Genomic DNA, 18,792 nt, shown 5'->3' on the forward strand with positions numbered 1-18,792 from the left:
GAATAAACGGTTCGCACCAGAGCCTGATGGCTCGGTGCGAACGGGGTAGATTAATCTTTTAGGACGTAACAGTGTGCAGTAGTGCGACCATTGACATCTTCTAGGTAAACACCTTGAATTTCAGGTGCGAAGCCTGGGAAGCGGTTGATACCCTCTTCAAGTGATAGGAAGTAATCCACAACTTGTTGAGTCCAAACCTCACCTGGGATAACACATAGGATGCCTGGAGGGTAAGGAAGCGCACCTTCTGATGCGACGCGACCACTTGCTTCTTTTAGCGATACATAGTCACACTCGCCACGGAAGTATTTGCGGGTCGCAACGTCTGGTTTGTGAACCATTGTTGGGAAGTATTCGCTACGGAACATCGCTTTTTGTAGCTGTTTAACGTTCAGCTCTTTGTACATGTCGTGCATTTCTTGACATAACTGACGGATGGTGTAACCGCGGTAACGTTCTTTGTTCGCTTCAAATACGCGTGGCAGTACGATACTTAATGGTGCGTCATCACGAATGAATTTCTCGAAGCGGTTGATCTGTGCCACTAGGTGACGGATCTTACCCATATCTTCTGCTGGTGTTAGCAGGAATAGGATAGAGTTCAAGTCACACTTCTCAGGAATGATGCCGTTTTCACGTAGGAAGTTAGCCAACAACGTTGCAGGAATACCGAAATCTGCATAACCGCCATCTTCAGCAATACCTTCTGTTGTTAGCAGCAGTTTACATGGGTCAACGAAGTACTGACCTTCACCGTAGCCTTCAAATTTGTGCCATTTTGCGTTTGGCTCAAACATGAAGAACTCTTTGTTAGATGCGATTTCGTCAGTGTCGTAGCTGCCCCATGGCTTACCATTAATTTCAGTAGGTACGAATGGGCGGATCAGTTCACAACTCTTAAGGATTTCTTTACGCGCTTCGATACCAGTCTTCACAGCATCACGCCATAAGCGCAGACCTGCTTCGCCGTCGTGGATCTTCGCGTTCACATCCAATGCAGAGAACAATGCATAGAACGGAGAAGTTGATGCATGCATCATAAACGCATTGTTGAAGCGTTTGTGGTTACAGTAACGAGCCTGCCCTTTGATGTGTGAATCTTTCTTATGAATTTGCGATGTTTGAGAGAAGCCAGCTTGTTGTTTATGAACAGACTGAGTCACAAGTACACCTGCGTCTTCTGGTTTCAGATCCAGTAACAGTGGTGAACAGTCTTTCATCATTGGAATAAATTGCTCGTAACCAACCCAAGCAGAGTCAAACAAGATGTAGTCACATAGATGACCGATCTTATCCATCACGTAACGTGCGTTGTAGATAGTACCATCGTAAGTACCAAGCTGGATGATAGCTAGACGGAATGGACGTTCATCACGAGCACGCTCTGGTGATACTTTCGCGATTTGAGCTCGGATGTATTCTTCATCAAAACAGTGCTCGTCCATACCACCGATAAAGCCCCAAGGGTTACGCGCTGTTTCTAGGTAAACTGGCGTACCACCTGCTTGGATTAACGCACCATGGTGGTTTGATTTATGGTTGTTACGGTCAAACATCACCAAGTCGCCCTCGGTCACCAACGCGTTACATACCACTTTGTTTGACGCTGAAGTACCGTTTAGTACGAAGTAGGTTTTGTCTGAGTTAAAGACTTTCGCTGCATGAGCTTGAGCTTGGTGTGCAGAGCCTTCGTGGATAAGCAAGTCACCTAGGTCAACGTCGGCGTTACATAAGTCACTACGGAACAGGTTTTCACCGAAGAAATCGTAGAACTGTTTACCAGCTGGGTGTTTCTTGAAGAACTGGCCGCCTTGGTGTCCAGGACAGTCAAACGCAGAGTTACCCATATCTACGTAATGAGTCAATTGCTTGAAGAAAGGAGGAAGTAAACGGCTTTCATATTTAGTCACCGCTTCATTGATTTGACGACAGTAGTACTCGATTGATTGTCTTTCTAAATCAATCACACCAGTCAACCAAACATAATCTTCTGCTGAAACTGGCGTCTCATCAATAACTAGGAATACAGGAATGCCGTAGCCAGTTTCAGAAATTGCTTTATGTAGACCAGCTTTAATATCTGTAGAGGTAATAATAGCTGCGCCAACATCTGTTAATTCAACATGATCTAATGGTTGTAGGGATCTATTGTAGGTTTCATCCAGAGATTCAGATAATAAACTAAAATCTTCTGGCATGTAATTACTAACACCAATTACTAAACGGTTCATTTGGAATATCTCTTATTTGTTCTTTAAAAACGACAGGTACAGATATTACAAAGGAAATTAATATTTAAAATTCAAAAAACAAATTTCGTGACTATATGTTCATTATTAAAAGACTTATTTTGTCGAAATTAAATTTCGGGACTTCAATCACTTTTAAACTATGAGGCTGATGATATTAGATTTGGTTATTATTGAAACTAATCATTAAAATTGTGTGATTTAGACTACCATTATTGGAAAACAAATATTAGAAAAATAAAATTTTGCGATTTCAATCACTATATATAACTTGGCATTGTAATATTAGTGATTACCAATAGATGCAATTTAACCAAATTTAAACACATAACAAAAAAGCCATCAACACAAACGCTGATGGCTTTTTACTTTGAATGGTAGGTTAATACAAAATCAATTAAATAAATGACTATCGAGTTTTACTCCACCATTTGACCATTGCTGGTAGCGCTTAACGGCTATACCCGATGAATACATCGTATGTTTACAGTCCATACACTCAACGAAGTAAAGACCACTCATACCTGCCATCACATGTAACCTTCGGCTATCACAACGCTTACAAGACAAACGTTGCACCTTTGAGTTCACATCCACTCTACGTGCAAAGTTTAGCGTTTCATGGGTGCACAATGCCTCTACGGCGCTGTCTTTGAAGGGATGTTCACTCAGCAAATGGTTAATCGCATAATCGTAAACAGGGGGAATCGAAGATTTGCCACTCTCTATATTGGTTATCTTAGCCACGGAAACACCCAACAAAGACGCAAACTCCACTTTGCTGTATTCCAAGATAAACCTTGATGAGATGAACTTATCTGCACTAATGATTCTCAACATACACAAATCTCTACTAAAGTATATCTAGGAGGCTAAAGCAACCTCCGACTCTATACTAAAAATGTTAAATAAAATCACTTCCTAAATCTTTTAGAACTACGTTCTATATTATTATTCGCTAGAGACCATACTAAAGGCATGAGCTTTCAATATAAGTCAGAGTTTTAAGTTTGCTTTTTACTAATACAAAAATTAATAGCTGCTATTAGTTAAACTAATTTGTATCCATTAAAGTTATTAATTTGTCATTTATTGAGCAAACTTACTTTTTATTTTTAGCGAACATGATTTGAGCTATATTAGGTAAAAGAAACAAGGGGGGAAATCCCTCTATATTGAAAAAACACTTATAAAGAAGATCATGTTTCCATTTTATGTTGAATACAAGGACAGAAATCGTACTCTTGAAATATACAATCATTAGCAAAAAATAATATTTCTAAATATTTAGGATAAAAGTTTTAAAGACAAAAGTAGCGTGAGATTAACACTAGTGTAAGAAATACTTTAATATGCAACCACACTCTTCATGCATCGACATACTGAATGTCAGGAATGTCAATTAGGTATATAAAAAAGCCCAAGTAACGGCTGTTACTTGGGCGATAACGAAGAGACTCACAAACTAGGGAGCATTAAGTCTAATGCGGCTTCTGAGGAGACAGGAAGTTCTGAGTGAAATCTAATGCCTCTTTTGACAGTGTCGTTTCAGGAGAAGTGCCACCCACATTCGCACCATCAAGTTGCTCGACGCTCTGTGGATCAAAAGTAGCATCACTCTGGATGACACCTTCCATTTCTTCATCATTTCCGGGGACTAACAAGTCTTCTTCATTTGGAAAATATGGCTCACGGCTATATACCTTATTCAGCGCACGTATAATTGAGTGCTTCTTAACAGCTCCAGAACTCAACTTCCGTTGCAGCGGCTTTGCGATGGCTTGCAGTCCGACGACAACATCAACACCAATATTAGCCGCAACCTTATCTCGCAGTGTTTTTGCAGGCTCATAGCCAAAGCTAGCCGATAAGAAAAGCCAAACATAAGCTATCGCATTACCTGTCTTTCCATTGTCCTTCCACGCCTCACCCGCATGATACATGGCTTCTGCATTACCGCTCTCAGCCGCTCTTTCTAGCCAATAACATGCTTTTTGGTGATTTTGCTCTACCCCGGTACCGTATAAATAACACAATCCAACTTGTATTTTTCCTTCAGGGCTTTCTTCTTCCGCTGCACGCATATACCAGTAGAGGGCATCAGCTTCATTTCGAGCAAGATTGTCTGGAGACTTTTGCCAATCTCCCATATACAGTATTGCCGGGATGCACTTCTCCTCGGCGGCTTCCTGTATTAGCTGCAATCCTTTAGGGATGTTTTTTTCCGTGCCCCGCCCAAAGATCAACGCTTTTCCAGTCGCAAACTTAGCTTCAATGTCACCCTCAACGCCAGCAATTGCGATTCGCCAAAAGTTAGCTTGCTCTTTGAGAATGACATCTTCACGCATTCGTTCACTCAAACGTACAACGCCATACATTCCTGTCACGTTGTCTAGCTTTGCCGCTTTGTCGTACCAGTAATACGCTTTCTTAACGTTGCCTCTTTCTGCCTCTTTTGCCAGAAACAGGATCGTCGGTATATGACCCGTTTCTGCTTTAAATTCCCGCTCTTTGATTTCTTGTTCGCGAGCCTTTTGCATCGCTCGACGATAAGCAGCTTCGCGAGCCTTCTTTTCAAGCTCAATACGCTTTTTTCGCATCGACAGCGATATCATCCAAACAAAAATCAGAATAAGAGAAAGGCCAGTTGCACCAATAGCAATCCCCATGCTACTCATAGTTAGCCTCTTTTATATTTCGGCTTAAACATACCCCAATGGGGCGCTTAAAATGTATCTTTATTATATAACGACCATTTGAGTAAAATCTGAAGTTTGAGACCGTAAGGGGACTGCTATCACTACGTAATTTGTAAATCTTTTTTCTACTTACAAATTAACTACTGGAAATTTATAGATATCAATCACACAAATGGGGATGAGAGATTCTCCTCCCTTATCATCCCCCCGCTCTACTCCTCACTTAATTTATGTATTAGCTTTGAGTTGCACCTCTCATTATGTGTTGAGTTTAGTACTTACTTTGTGATCCAAACTCATACTGTGACTAAATTTTAACTTGCAAATAACTTAGCTGCCTGCTTTCACATTTTGCTGATGCATCAGTGTATTAGCATTTACGTGCACATTTCCTCTAGAGCATCTTGCTCTGCCTACTTTCAGATTTTTATAACAATGGATATGTAAACGTGGACAACAAAACATTTAAACTATCTACCGTTGCGAAAACGGTTCTACCGCTTCTGTCAATTGCGGTACTTAGTGGCTGTGGCAGCGACAGTACAAATGATGACAACACCAATCCTGGTAACTCCGGCTTATACCCTGCTGGAGAAAATGAAGTCGTTGTTTATTACAAACGAGATACTGCAGCAGCATCTACTGCAAGTGATTACGAAGGCTGGGGACTACACTTATGGAATGGTGAAGGCTGTACCAGTACCGATCTCGATGCAATGGGAATTAGCTCAAGTGGCACAGATTGGAGCGCTCCTCGCCCATTTGACGGCATCAGCGATACCTACGGTGCGTACTATGTACTTAAAGTAAACCCAGATGCGTCTGATCCGCATGAGTGTATGAACTTTATTCTTCACAATGGTGATGACAAAGCATTCGGTAGTGCAAACTCTAAAGTTGAGCTAACGAAAGTTGGCGAGTCAAAAGGACTATTTGGCTTCCACGGAAGTAGTGAGCTTTACTACGAGCCGATTGAAGAGCGCCCAGTAGAAATTGATGGCCAAAAAGCCCATTGGTTAGATGCAGAAACCATCGCTTGGGAAGCTGCCGAAAACGCTGATTCAATCAAGCTGTACTACAGCTTGAGCAACGATATCAAGATGGGTGAAGACAAAACAATTACCGGCGGCACTGCAGTTGAACTCACCAAGGTTGGTGAATTATCGGATGAGCTGAAGTCTCGTTTCCGCCACCTTGCTGGCTTAAAAGCTGCGGGCATTAGTGTGGATGCAGATATCCTTCACAAAATCCTAAAATCACAAATCGTGATGGTTGCATACAATGCAAATGGCGATGTCACTTCGGCAACTGAAGTGCAAAAACCTGGGGTTCTTGATGCGGTATTTGCAGATGCTGAAGCTGGTAACGCAATCGGCCAAGAGCTAGGGGCAATTGTTGAAGGAACGGCTGCGACATTCAAACTTTGGGCACCGACTGCTCAAGAAGTAGAGCTGGTCCTTTATGATGAAAACCTAAACGAACAAGCAACAGTCGCTATGACAGAAGACCCTGAAACGGGTATCTGGGCTTCTGAGGCACAAAGCAATGTAGTAAATCAGTACTACCGCTACCAAGTGAAGGTCTACCACCCAACAACAGGTAAGATTGAAACTCGCCTAGTAACAGACCCTTACTCATTGAGCTTGTCTGAAAACTCTTTGTACTCTCAAGTTGTTGATCTCGATGACTCTAACCTAAAACCTGCAGGTTGGGATAGCTATGAGCGTCCAACTGTGAAAAAAGATGAAGACCACGTACTGTACGAATCACACCTGCGCGATTTCAGCTTCAATGATAGTAAAGGTACAGCAAGCCTGAACGGCAAATACCTAGCCTTAACAGAAGCAGATCGTGAATCAGTATCTCACCTTCAAGCACTGAAAGACGCAGGTCTAACTACGCTACATATCCTTCCTGCCTTTGACATCGCAACCGTGGATGAGAATGCAGAAAACCGTGTTGATATTACAGATACGGTAGGAAAACTTTGTGGCGTGAAACCGGAAGCGGCTGTTTGTGGTACAGAAGACAACGGCAAAGTAATCGAAGATCTGCTTAACAGCTACGATCCTTCGACAGGCGCTGCGCAAGCTCTGATGAACGATCTACGCATGTTAGATAGCTTCAACTGGGGCTACGACCCATTCCACTACACTGTGCCTGAAGGCAGTTACGCAACCGATCCAAACGGTTCTAAGCGTATTCTTGAGTTCCGTGAAATGGTTCAAGCTACGCACAAAATGGATCTAAAACTTATCATGGACGTGGTTTACAACCACACCAATGCATCTGGCGTAAATGATAAGTCTGTACTCGATAAAATCGTCCCTGGATACTACCACCGACTAAATGTAAACACTGGTGGTGTTGAAAACTCTACATGTTGTGACAACACAGCGACTGAAAACTTGATGATGGGTAAACTGATGGTTGACTCATTATTGATTTGGGCAGACGACTACAAAGTTGACGGTTTCCGATTCGACTTAATGGGCCACCAACCAAAAGACGTGATGGTTTACGCGCTAGAGCAAGTACGTAAAGTTGACCCTAACACCTTGTTCTACGGTGAAGGTTGGGACTTTGGTGAAGTAGCAAACAACGCACGCTTCGATCAAGCAACCCAAATCAACATGGCAGGCACAGAGATCGGTACATTCTCTGACCGTCTACGTGACGCGGTTCGCGGTGGTAGCCCATTTGATGGTGGTGTAGATTCTGAGGGTAAACATCCTCTTCGTTTCAACCAAGGTTTTGGTAACGCAGCGTATCCAAACGAAGAAACCAAAACTGACTCAGATGCTGTTAATGGCCGTCTACATAACCAAGATCTCGTTCGTCTCGGCATGGCTGGTAACCTAGCAGAATACGTACTTCTAGATTACAAAGGCGACACTAAGCTTGGTAAAAACGTAGATTATAACGGTGCTCCTGCGGGCTACACTAAGATGCCTTCCGAGAATATCTCATACGTTTCTAAGCATGATAACCAAACCTTATGGGACAACAACGCTTATAAAATCGCGACAGGTACAAGCTCTGCAGAACGCGCTCGTATGCAGTCTGTATCGCTATCTACAGTGATGTTAGGACAAGGTATTCCATTCATCCACATGGGTTCTGAGTTGCTTCGTTCTAAATCAATGCAGCGTGACTCTTACGATTCTGGTGATTGGTTCAACCGTGTTTTCTTCGACGGAAGCGACAACAACTGGAATGTTGGTCTACCTCGTGAAGACAAAGACGGTGCGAACTGGGAGCTGATCAAGAAGATCATCGCTGACACGAGTGCATTGCCTAGTAAAGATGATATTGAGCTAACGAAACAACAATTCCTTGAACTACTGAAAATGCGTAGCACAAGCGAACTGTTCCGCTTAGATACCGCTCAAGACGTGATGAACCGTGTAGACTTCCGCAATGTTGGTGACAACCAAGTTGAAGGTCTAATTGTCATGTCGATTGATGACGGCACATCTGCAGGTGCAGATTTAGATCCAAACTACGATGCAATCGTCGCTGTAGTTAACTCGACATCTACTGCTCAATCCTTCACGGTGAAAGGCGCTACGGGCTTCGAACTGCATGAAGTTCAACAAAACTCAGCGGATGACATCGTGAAAAACGCGAGCTTCTCTGGTGAGACATTCACAGTACCAGCACTAACCACAGCGGTATTTGTTCAACCACAAGCTGGCGCGCAAGGTGCTGGCCTACCAGTAAATACTGACAACAAAGACGTATCAAGCATTCCTCCTTACGGAGAAACTGCGGTTTACGTTAAAGGCACAATGAACGGTTGGTCTGATAACAGCGACTGGGCAATGACCTTTATCGGTAACGGCATGTACTCAGTAACAGGTGTACTAGAAGCAGGTGAGCACGAGTTTAAGTTTGCTGACGCAAGTTGGTCAAATCCAAACATTGGCTGTGACGCTGCAGACCAAGCAAGTGGCTCATTGAACCTTGGTTCAGAAGGCAACTGTAAGCTGTCTGTTGCAGAAACAGGTAAATACAGCTTCACCTTGAACGCTCTACACGTTCAAGATCAAAGTGTTGATAAGCCGGTTGTATCAGTGACCAAGTCTGCAGATGCGCCAACATTTGGTGAAACTGCGCTTTACCTACGTGGTGATGTAACGGACGCGAGCTGGGCAGCAATTGAAACAGCCAAGTTTAGCTATGTTGCAAACGATGTTTACGCTCTAGATATCACCCTAACAGCAGGTAAGTTCGACATGAAGATTGCAAGCTCTGATTGGGCAGCAGCAACGAACTTCGGCGGTCAAGGTGCAATTGAGTTTGGCACTCCTCTAACCATGGAAGCAGGTAGTGCAAGCGGCAACATCAGCATTACACTACCTGAAGATGGAAGCTACAACTTCCACTTCAATGCAGCAGACAAATCAGCTCCAATCGTAACTGTAACGAAGAACTAATACAGTAGGCGCAATCATGTGCTAGTTTGGGGAGGTTAATACCTCCCCTTTTTTATGCCAATAAATAGAATTTTAAAAAGCCGCCAAGTTAATCCGTTTAACTTAAGCAGCTTTTGTATTCTTTATAGTTGAGGGTTAATTACCCCAAATCATCTCAACAAACTCAGGATGATCGATGAACGGATTACGGTTACCTTGGAAATCAAATACCTGTTGGTTACGGCTGATTTCTTTCGTGCTCACCGGATCGTTTTTGTGCCAACGCTTAAGCATGTTGAGCATCCATGGTTCAAATACCGTTGTGCTTGTACCATTGAGAACCGCGTCTGAACTGCTAGAGTTCATCTCCCAGTTGCCGATTACGTTTTCGTAGCGTGTTGCCATGTAGAAATACGCACGAGCAAAGTCGCCTTTAAATGCGTCTATCGGCTCAAATACTGTGCCTGAGTAACCCAAAGACGCGCTCGCCGAACCTAATTTTGAACCATTACTAGAAATGTAAGTGCTGCTACCCACCTCACCAAATGGCCAGTTGCTGCGCTTCGCATTAACATAGCCATCCGTTGCAAACAGATGGTGGCCATCTGAGTTCATTGGCTCGACTTTACCGCCAAACCAACTTTTCGGGAATGAATGTTCGCGGTTATAGCAATCTCCCTCTTTACTGTATTGACCACATTGGTCTGTGACTTTAGTGAAACTAACCGTGTCATTGCCTAGCGGCTTTTCCGAATACATATCAAGGATCGAACCGTCTTTTTCGTAGTAGTTATCCAGATCCGCTTCTTTCACCAAGGTCCAAATCGCTGAGTAACCGCGCCCCGTGTGATTATTGATGATATTGAACAACGCCGTTTTCAATGCAAAGCCAGTTTTGCCCTCCGCCGCTTTGTAGTATTCCCCAACCACAGGTGGCGTGGTTGCCTCACCAAGGGTGAAACTGGTGGTTTGCGATTGAGTAAACTCTCCACCTGATGCTAGCGTTTTTTGACCTAACATCAACGCGTATGAGCCGTTGCCACTACTACAGCAAATACCATCACCGTAGCTATCATTAATGGTAAATTGATAGTCGCCATCGGCTAGACACATGGTTTTTTCATAGGTTTTAGAGGAATCGAAACCTTGACCAGAGAACAGTACTTTTGATTGGTTGTCCTTCAATTCCCAACTGGTTTCAGAGCCGTAACTGTCAGTCGTTAAAGTCAATAGGATTTCATTGTCGTTGCAGCTTTCAACTGGAGGCTGAGTACCACCGTTATCTTGGTTCGGCAGGAAGTTATCAATGAACACCACTTCTGAGCCATCAAAGCCCGATTCGTCATAGAATCTTAGACCGACGTTAATGGTTTTATTTGATGATGCAGTATAGCTGTGTGTTAACTGTTGCCATTGATTGGTTTGCTTAGGGTTTGAATAGCCATGGTACCCATCGACAATCAGACGCGCCTTTACATTGCCTTCTGTGTGGTAAACAGAAACTGCGAATGGGTAGGTTTTCCCTTGTTCCACATTAATGGTTTGCAAAAAGTCGGTGTTACTTTGTGTCCCCGTATTCACGACCACTTGTGCCGCCAAACCGCCGGTCTGCACTTGGTTACTGGTAGGAGATACCGCAATACCAGAATCAATCACCGTCCATTGTGTTGGCGTGTTGCCACTCCACTGTTCGAAGTCACCGTTGATGACCTCACTGTAGGCGAATGGAGAGCAAAGCAAAGGTAGAATAAAGAGGGGTTTCGCTATGGATTTCATTATAATTTTCCATTAGTTATATAAATCCATGAAAAGATAAACATAATGGTTACATATAAATAAGCGTCAAATCACAGTTTTACGTTGCACGAATGTGAATATTCTCATTATCGTGCAGAGCATCTCACAAACTGCGTACTGTTTATATCCAAGTAACCTCGCAATGCTTGGTTCAGCGAGAATGAGTTGGTTTGAAGGCAGAAGGTAACAACAATTGTTCGATATAAAACAAAAGCATAGCGGAAAAGAAAAAAGCCAAGTGAGAGCCTATGGGGGCCAGCAACTGCACTTGGCTTTGAATTGATGAGTAGAACTTATTGTGCGCTAGGCGTCACTTTAAAGAAGCGTCCCTGTAACGATGACATTGGGATCAGGTATTGCCCATTGCTTGGCGTGATTTGTTGGTTTGTCATTAAATCCACCAGCACTTGATTACTACCAACTTGAGCCTCTGTTAACACAATATTGCGCGCACTCTCTAGGGTATTCAACGCAAACAATACTTGGTCATCACCAGACTTTTTCAAATCTACATAACTGCCATTGCTTGCGACCAAATTAGTACGAGAACCTTGGTAGAGAGCTGGGTGTGCTGCACGTAAGTTCATCAATGACTTCACGTAGTTCTTTAAGTCTACTTGGTTAGCATCTAAGGTTGCTGTTACACCTTCAACCTTGGCGCTACTGCGAGCAACATGGTCATCACACACGCCTCTAACAGCACAGGTGTTGTTGTCTTCTTTGTCCGCAAAGTCTTCCACTTGATCGCCAATCTCATCACCGTAGTAGAGAGTGATTGGTCCTGTATACGCGGCTTGGAAAGCAAATGCTGCTTTATGACGTAGCCAGTATTCCGCATCATTGATATCGGCTATGCCACCACGCTGAATTAAATCACCAAAACGAACCAAATCGTGATTACCAATCATCAGGTTAGGTTGTGCATGCGCCGGATATTGGTGTTGGGTTTGAAAACCGTTGTCGAGCCAATCTACACCTCGTCCCCCCACGCCACTTTCGTTAACGGCAAGCGTTTCCACGATACGGTAGCGCATAGGAAAATCAAACGCCGAGCAAAGCGCAGGAGCACTTGTTGAACCATAAGCTTCACTGGCAATTTCCGATTCGCCTTTCCAAACTTCCGCCACCATATAGCCTAATGGATTCACTTGTTTACCGTCAGCATTGGTGTAAGTGACATTTTGTGAAGCTTCATCGACTGCTTTACGAATTTTCGTCCAAGCATCAGTTGGAACTTGATATGCCTGATCTAAACGCCAACCATCAATTTTTAGCTCTTTCACCCAATAAGTCGCCACTTCTTTATAGAAGTTTAAGCTTGCAGGGTAATCCACTGGGTTGCTTGCGCCGGAAGGCAGTAAACCAGATGGCGACGGCTTGATCAGGCCTTCTTTGTGGTGACCAAAGACACCATCAAAGAAGACATACAAACCACGCTTGTGGGCTTCATTAACTAACGTTCTCGCGGTTTCCAAGTCGCCAAAACGGGGATCAATTTTGAAATAGTCTGTGGCGAAATACCCTGTTGCATCCAAACGATCCGCCCAATGATCTTGGCCGTCAATGGCTTCAGACTCAAAAATTGGTGTTAGCCAAATCGCGTTTATGCCTAAGTCTTGTATATAGTCGAGTGAATCAATAATACCTTGCAAGTCTCCATTGTGATGACTCGTTCCGTAGCCAGTGCCGTGACCAATACTGGAATCTCCATCCACAAAACTCTCCACCATGATCTGATACATGCGAAGTTGATTACTTTGCTCCATCGTACTCGTTTGGCAGGCATAGCTCGTGTCAGGCAATGGAGTATTACTATTATCATCTCCACCAGATGAATTACACGCTGATAGTGCTCCCGCAATGCTAAATGCCAACAATGTTTTATATAGCGATTTATTATATCGGTTGTTATTCATAAAACTTTCCAAAAATAAAATTAACCCCTGCAGGTATTCCATACAGGGGTTAATAAATAAAAATATATTTTAAATAACTAAATGGAATATTATTGGCACTTATTAACCATTACATGAAGAGGTTTTCCTTTACCCTCGAACTGAAGACTCCATACATATTTTCCATCTTCTTTTATTTCAACAACAGTATCTGTTCCGTAACCACCAAATGTTAGCGGTGTTAATTCACCTACATTCATTCTGTTACCTTTTGCAGTAAATTGCGGGAACCATAACTCGGTTGCATACTGCATTTTGTAAGAACCTACTTTTTCTTGAGTTACTGCTTGATAAAAGTTGTTTCCTTTATAAGCGTACTGGCGCTGAGGTACATGTTTCCAATCTGAATCAGCAAACGTACCTACAACAAATAACGGTTTAGAAATCGGGCCTTTCACTGCACTATCTGGGTTATCACAAGCCGCCATGAAAGCCACAACTTCTTCTTGGGACATATTTACAATAGATTCAGCAGCGGCTTCTGGTTCAGAGGTAGATTGGCAACCGGCAAGGGCAACAAGTAAGGCAGCAGCAAGCGAAGTCTTCATCATGTTCATTTTCACGTTAATTCCTTTTTAATAATACAAAGTAAAAAACTGACAAATAAGATGTTGATATATATAAGACATCAAACACAATATAAGGAAAGATATTCTATAAACAACTTAAGCAGTTTACTCTGATAGGTTTAATCATTTCCTAATCGACAGCGAGTTAAGGTTAGGAATATTATTTATATTATTGATCTGAAAAATATAAAAAACAAAGTAAAACAAATAATTTTGTGAATAAGTTAACTATATGTAGGGGTGTATTTTTAGAGGAAAAAATACTATAAAAAAGGTCAACATAATGCTGACCTTTTTTATTCTATTATTTGGTATTCACCGCTTTCACAAATACTTCTTGTGCACCTTCGATGCCCAATTCTTTTGCCTCATCAAGCAGTGTAAGAGCTTTCGGAATATCGTTTGCAGTTACTGCCGCTTTGATTGCGTTATGGTAGTAACTTGTTAAATCCGTACCTTGAGGAATATTGTCGTTTTTCGCGACAATCTTGGTATTTACGATGTCATTCGCAGATACCGAAAAACGGAACTGGCCAAGTGGGCTATGTTTCGCTTGAGGATCAGCAATGTCAGGCGGCTGAGTATGTCGTGCCATAGCAAAGGCTTTTGCAGGATGCAGTACCTGAGTGCTGCCTTTTAGATCGGATGAAGTGGTGTAGATCAGTACATGCAGCTCATCACCTGTCATGTCTGGAATTACATTAAGATCAAGTACAAACTTATCATCATCGAGTAGTTTTGCTGGTTCATACTTAAACTGTGAGAAATCTGCTTGGTAGATAGTTTCGCCACGGGAGTTTATTACTGCAACGTTTGGCGCGTAAAACTGCAATTCTTTGCTTACGAACGTCTCAAGTTTAATATCAAGACTGCCACGGTTACCAGGAAGTGCAAATGCAGCGATTGCACCAGCACTCTCGCCATTTAGCAGCATCTGGCTTTTATCGGTCAAAGCAAACTCAGTAACTAAAGGTACTTCAACGGGAATCCATTGAATATCACTCGATTGAGTGATCACCTGTTGTTGACCATTCGGGCTCATTTCTACTTGATCGATAGTAGAACAGCCTGTAGCCAACATTCCCAGTATCACGGGAGCAAGCCATTTTTTCATTACCGTTAACCTCAACTCTTCTTGTTTTAAAATAAATACAGCCAGAGAAATTCTGGCTGTATCATTCTAGGACAATTTAGGACTTAAATGGTCAGATGATTACCACCAAGCTTCAGCTTGTACACCGAATTGGAAAGAATCGTCAGAACGACCGTTGTCAAACTTCTTAGAGCTGTTGTCATCATCAGCTGTTAGGTAAGAAGCGTATAGGCGGATTTCAGGACGAGCCCAGAAGCTAGAGCCAGCAGACCAAGCTTGCGCTACAGTGAATTTACCGTAAGTGCTTTCGAAACCATCGTTATCATCCATAGCGTAACCCGCTTCGAAGATAGTTTTGTGGTTGTCGTCCCACTTGTACATTGGGCGAACTACAGCAGAAGCAGTCTTCCACTTGTCTTGACCACCCCACATTTCTTCACCTACACCGTAAACTAGTTGGTGACCCATTTCCCAGCTTTCGCCCATGCTGATCACACCCCAGTTAATGAAGCGGTAACCAGATGCACCATCTTTTGCTTCAGCACCGTACCAGCTGCCGTCGCCGTAGAATGCCATTGTCTTAGAGTAACCTTCAGTACCGTATTGGAATACAGTTTTGTTGAAGCCTGCATCTAGACCCTGAGTCAACTCAGCAGTGAACATTACACCGTCTTTAGCATCTTTAGTGCCGTTTGGAGCAGAATCAGTCTCGTTAACTAGAGCGTAGTTTAGACCTAGTTCTAGAGAAGCGTTGTCCCATACTTGTAGGCCAGCGTAACGTGCATCAAGAGTGTTCACGTTTGCCGCTTTACCGTCGTTACCTGGGTCAGCGATGTCAGAGCGGTCGTTACGAATCCATGCTAGAGATAGTTTACCTGGACCTGCTTCGATGTTCTCGATACCAGCACCTGCACCAGAGATGTTCCAGTAGTAGAAGTCAGAGATATGGATGTCGTGGCGTTGGTAGTAACGTTTACCAGCCCAAAGAGTTGCTTCTGGAGCGAAATCTAGAACACCTTTTGCTTGAACGTTGAACTGACGAAGAGCAAATTGTGCATCGTCAACACACTCAACTTTATCGCCTGCGTCGTTTAGACCACAGTTAGTTGATGTGCTTTCCCAGTCGTTCGAGCCGTTAGAAGTCATTGCGAACATAGAGTCTACGTAGAACGTTTTACCGTTGTTGTTGTAAACTTCTTTACCTAGTTGAACTTCACCGTAAACGTCGCCTTCGTTACCTAGACGACCTACTTTGTTCTTTTCAAATGTAACCTGTTGGCCACCGTCAGCACTTACACCAACGCCAGCACGCATGTAACCATGGAAATCCACCGCGAAAGCAGAACCAGCAGCTAAAGTTGCAGCTACAGCAGCAGCAATTGCACTTACTTTTTTCATTCTTAACTCCATTAAGGGTATTTATAATTCTGTCTTCCCTGCTCTCTCCTTCAGTGTAATAGGCAGTAAAATCCACCAAAAGAAAAAGAGGTAAGATGGGAACAAGTCCCCGTTTGTTTCAACAGTCTTAAGGTTACCCAAGGCGTACAAGGATGACTTCCTCCACCCCAAACTAATTTGAGGGGGATGAGAAGGGATGAGAGAAATTACCGAATGGTGTTTTTTCGAGTCAGATCACCAATCTAGGGAGGAATTAGTAAGTTTATTCAGTTTTAAGTCACTACAAAGTGATAGCCATTTCATATTTTTGCAAAATATGGGTAGTAGAAAGTAATTAAATTACATTTATATTTTTGTCGTTTAGGTGGTTGACCTTAGTAAGACAAAGTTTTTTACTTATAGTTTCTTAAAGGTAGCAATAAAATTAAAAAAAGATTCCCTAATGACAAGATTTCACTCTCGCCCGTATCCACTTGGTGCAACTTTGAATACAGAAGGTTGTAACTTTTCAATTCATGCGCCAAACAGCAAAGACATCCAACTCGCTTTGTTTTCTAGTGAGAGCGAATACACTTTGCACGATCTCCCCTATGAACACGCCGGTATTCGCCATACCTTTATCCCAGATATCAAGCCTGGGCAAAAATACGGTTACGTTGTAATACATAAAGATCAACCTTTGTTAATTTCCGACCCTTACGCAAAATCGATTGATAAAGCCCTTTACTACCAACCTCCCTTCTCTCCAGCCAAAAGCTTTGATATGCCCAAATGTGTCGTTACCCAAGATGACTTTGATTGGCAAGATACCGATCACCCTCGCATTCCAAGAGAAGAAATGGCATTGTTTGAGACCCATGTGAAAGGACTAACGAAACAGCACCCTGGAGTAAAAGATAGTGACCGAGGGCGCTACTTAGGGTTGGTTTCTCCAGAAATGTTGGCTTTCTATAAACAGCAGAATATCAACACTCTACAGCTATTGCCGATCGCAGCCTGTATGCATGAACCACATCTGTTAAAAATGGATAAGGTGAACTACTGGGGCTATAACCCTTACTTGTTCATGGTTCCGGACCCGCGTTATGCCGAAAAAGATGCCGTAAAGGAACTGAAAACCACCATTCGTGAGCTGCATAAACACGGTATCGAAGTGATTCTCGACGTGGTTTACAACCACACAGCTGAAGGAGGAGAAGGCCCTACTGTCTTTAACCTAAAAGCACTCGACTCACACTTTTATATTAAGCATGGTGAGCACTTCGCAAACTACACTGGTTGTGGCAACACGGTTGACCTAACTTACCAGCCAGCGTTAAACCTTGTTATGGATACTCTGCGCTATTGGGTCAGCGAATTTAAAGTCGACGGTTTCCGTTTTGACTTGGCTGCCACGCTTGGTCGTCAAGGGGACGATTACAACCCTGAAGCTGCATTCTTTAAAGCGGTCGCGCAAGACCCAGTTCTTCGCGAGACTAAGCTGATTGCAGAACCTTGGGACATCGGTCCTAATGGCTACCAAGTGGGTAACTTCCCATTTGGTTGGAACGAGTGTAACGACAAACTACGAGACATCTCCCGCAGCTTCTGGCGCGGCGACCAAGGTTACCTAAAAGAGTTTGCGACGCGCTTGATGGGCTCTCGTGATATCTACAGCGCAGCAAATTGGCCGTATAAACTCACGGTCAACTACATCACCTATCACGATGGTTTTACCTTGCAAGACCTGGTGTCTTACAAGCAAAAACATAACGAAGCCAACGGCGAAGAGAACCGTGACGGTCATGGTGATAACCGCTCGGAAAACTATGGCGTTGAAGGTGAAACCGACAACCTAATGGTCATTGCTACGCGTGAAAAACAAAAGCGCAATTTAATGGCTAGCCTGCTATTTGCATTCGGCATCCCACATATTCTTACTGCGGACGTGTTATCACATACACAAGGTGGTAATAACAACGCCTATTGCCAAGATAATGAAACCAGCTGGTTAGATTGGTCGAGTACGGAACGTAAGCAACACTTTAAAACGTGGATGTCGCAAATGGTGGCAAACCGTAACCAATATATGGTGCCTTTCATCCAGGCGTTTAGTGGTGAGAATCGTAATAACAACCGCATTTTCTGGCGCCGCATTGATGGCAGCTTGATGGAACATGACGATTGGAATCGCTTGAGCTCCGTTGCTTTGCATTTAGGAATTGGCAAAGATGGAGAAGAACTCGTTTACCTGATCAACCAAACCAATGTCCCTGCTCGCTTTAAGCTTCCGAATGAACGGGATCAAGAATGGGTAACGATTTGTGATACTAACGTTCGTAACCTGAATCCAGGTCATGCTGAAGGCGAAGTATTGTTATCGCCAACCTCCATGGCTATTCTTCATTTCCAACCATAAAACACAACATCCCGACACGACTTGCGCGCCCAGACTTAAATCTGGGCGCTTTTCCAACTGACTTTTAGATACAGAGTTTTCTTTCTATTATTGAACACACCATACGCATTGTTATGAACATGAAATAAGTCTAATATTGGTAGCCAAATCACATTATAAAACAAACGTTATTTGGCATGGCTTTTCCTAAACTTTTAATACGTATACTACGGCCTT

10 protein-coding genes are annotated in these 18,792 nt (G+C 43.1%); 2 read left to right on the forward strand and 8 right to left on the reverse strand.

Annotated features, from left to right (window positions below; translation table 11 throughout):
* Positions 1-50: 50 nt before the first annotated feature.
* From speF to ACTS60_RS15675, 3 genes are all read right to left on the reverse strand, one after another.
* Positions 51-2,231 (reverse strand): ornithine decarboxylase SpeF, encoded by a 2,181-nt coding sequence (speF, locus tag ACTS60_RS15665; RefSeq protein WP_440888992.1) that lies wholly within the window; start codon positions 2,229-2,231, stop codon positions 51-53.
* Positions 2,232-2,642: 411 nt separating this feature from the next.
* Entirely contained in the window at positions 2,643-3,089 is a 447-nt protein-coding gene (locus ACTS60_RS15670; protein WP_010450595.1) for a helix-turn-helix domain-containing protein, read from the reverse strand.
* 641 nt (positions 3,090-3,730) lie between these two features.
* Positions 3,731-4,927, reverse strand: a complete 1,197-nt coding sequence (locus ACTS60_RS15675) for a tetratricopeptide repeat protein (protein WP_440888993.1) — start codon at positions 4,925-4,927, stop codon at positions 3,731-3,733.
* 470 nt (positions 4,928-5,397) lie between these two features.
* Here ACTS60_RS15675 and pulA point away from each other — a divergent pair, with 470 nt between their 5' ends.
* Positions 5,398-9,387, forward strand: coding sequence for a pullulanase-type alpha-1,6-glucosidase (gene pulA / locus ACTS60_RS15680; RefSeq protein ID WP_440888994.1), 3,990 nt, complete (start codon positions 5,398-5,400; stop codon positions 9,385-9,387).
* A 135-nt stretch (positions 9,388-9,522) separates the two neighbouring features.
* On the opposite strand, the gene ACTS60_RS15685 is transcribed toward pulA, so the two are convergent.
* The 5 genes from ACTS60_RS15685 to ACTS60_RS15705 form a co-directional block, all read right to left on the reverse strand.
* The gene (locus ACTS60_RS15685) at positions 9,523-11,142 is read right to left on the reverse strand and encodes an endonuclease (protein ID WP_440888995.1); all 1,620 of its coding nucleotides are present in this window, start codon (positions 11,140-11,142) and stop codon (positions 9,523-9,525) included.
* 314 nt (positions 11,143-11,456) lie between these two features.
* On the reverse strand, positions 11,457-13,079 hold the full coding sequence (locus tag ACTS60_RS15690; protein WP_440888996.1) for an alpha-amylase family glycosyl hydrolase: 1,623 nt from the start codon (positions 13,077-13,079) through the stop codon (positions 11,457-11,459).
* Positions 13,080-13,168: 89 nt separating this feature from the next.
* The gene (locus ACTS60_RS15695) at positions 13,169-13,675 is read right to left on the reverse strand and encodes a glycosidase (protein WP_440889162.1); all 507 of its coding nucleotides are present in this window, start codon (positions 13,673-13,675) and stop codon (positions 13,169-13,171) included.
* A 316-nt stretch (positions 13,676-13,991) separates the two neighbouring features.
* Complete coding sequence (locus ACTS60_RS15700) at positions 13,992-14,801, reverse strand: MalM family protein (protein WP_440888997.1); 810 nt, start codon at positions 14,799-14,801, stop codon at positions 13,992-13,994.
* A 99-nt stretch (positions 14,802-14,900) separates the two neighbouring features.
* Positions 14,901-16,178 carry a maltoporin gene (locus tag ACTS60_RS15705; protein ID WP_440888998.1) on the reverse strand — a complete coding sequence of 426 codons (1,278 nt, stop codon included), beginning with the start codon at positions 16,176-16,178 and terminating at the stop codon, positions 14,901-14,903.
* A 442-nt stretch (positions 16,179-16,620) separates the two neighbouring features.
* On the opposite strand from ACTS60_RS15705, the gene glgX reads away from it, so the two are divergent.
* Positions 16,621-18,576, forward strand: coding sequence for a glycogen debranching protein GlgX (gene glgX, locus ACTS60_RS15710; protein WP_440888999.1), 1,956 nt, complete (start codon positions 16,621-16,623; stop codon positions 18,574-18,576).
* Positions 18,577-18,792 lie beyond the last annotated feature (216 nt).

This window comes from Vibrio sp. WZ-1, assembly GCF_052037695.1.
In the GTDB taxonomy this organism is placed as follows: Bacteria; Pseudomonadota; Gammaproteobacteria; order Enterobacterales; family Vibrionaceae; genus Vibrio.

Excerpts from the sequence above, each read along its gene's own strand:
- ACTS60_RS15700 (WP_440888997.1), bottom strand. The coding sequence starts at position 14,801 with ATGAAAAAATGGCTTGCTCCCGTGATACTGGGAATGTTGGCTACAGGC.
- ACTS60_RS15675 (WP_440888993.1), bottom strand. The coding sequence starts at position 4,927 with ATGAGTAGCATGGGGATTGCTATTGGTGCAACTGGCCTTTCTCTTATT.
- glgX (WP_440888999.1), top strand. The coding sequence starts at position 16,621 with ATGACAAGATTTCACTCTCGCCCGTATCCACTTGGTGCAACTTTGAAT.
- ACTS60_RS15685 (WP_440888995.1), bottom strand. The coding sequence starts at position 11,142 with ATGAAATCCATAGCGAAACCCCTCTTTATTCTACCTTTGCTTTGCTCT.
- ACTS60_RS15670 (WP_010450595.1), bottom strand. The coding sequence starts at position 3,089 with ATGTTGAGAATCATTAGTGCAGATAAGTTCATCTCATCAAGGTTTATC.
- ACTS60_RS15695 (WP_440889162.1), bottom strand. The coding sequence starts at position 13,675 with ATGAACATGATGAAGACTTCGCTTGCTGCTGCCTTACTTGTTGCCCTT.
- ACTS60_RS15690 (WP_440888996.1), bottom strand. The coding sequence starts at position 13,079 with ATGAATAACAACCGATATAATAAATCGCTATATAAAACATTGTTGGCA.
- speF (WP_440888992.1), bottom strand. The coding sequence starts at position 2,231 with ATGAACCGTTTAGTAATTGGTGTTAGTAATTACATGCCAGAAGATTTT.
- ACTS60_RS15705 (WP_440888998.1), bottom strand. The coding sequence starts at position 16,178 with ATGAAAAAAGTAAGTGCAATTGCTGCTGCTGTAGCTGCAACTTTAGCT.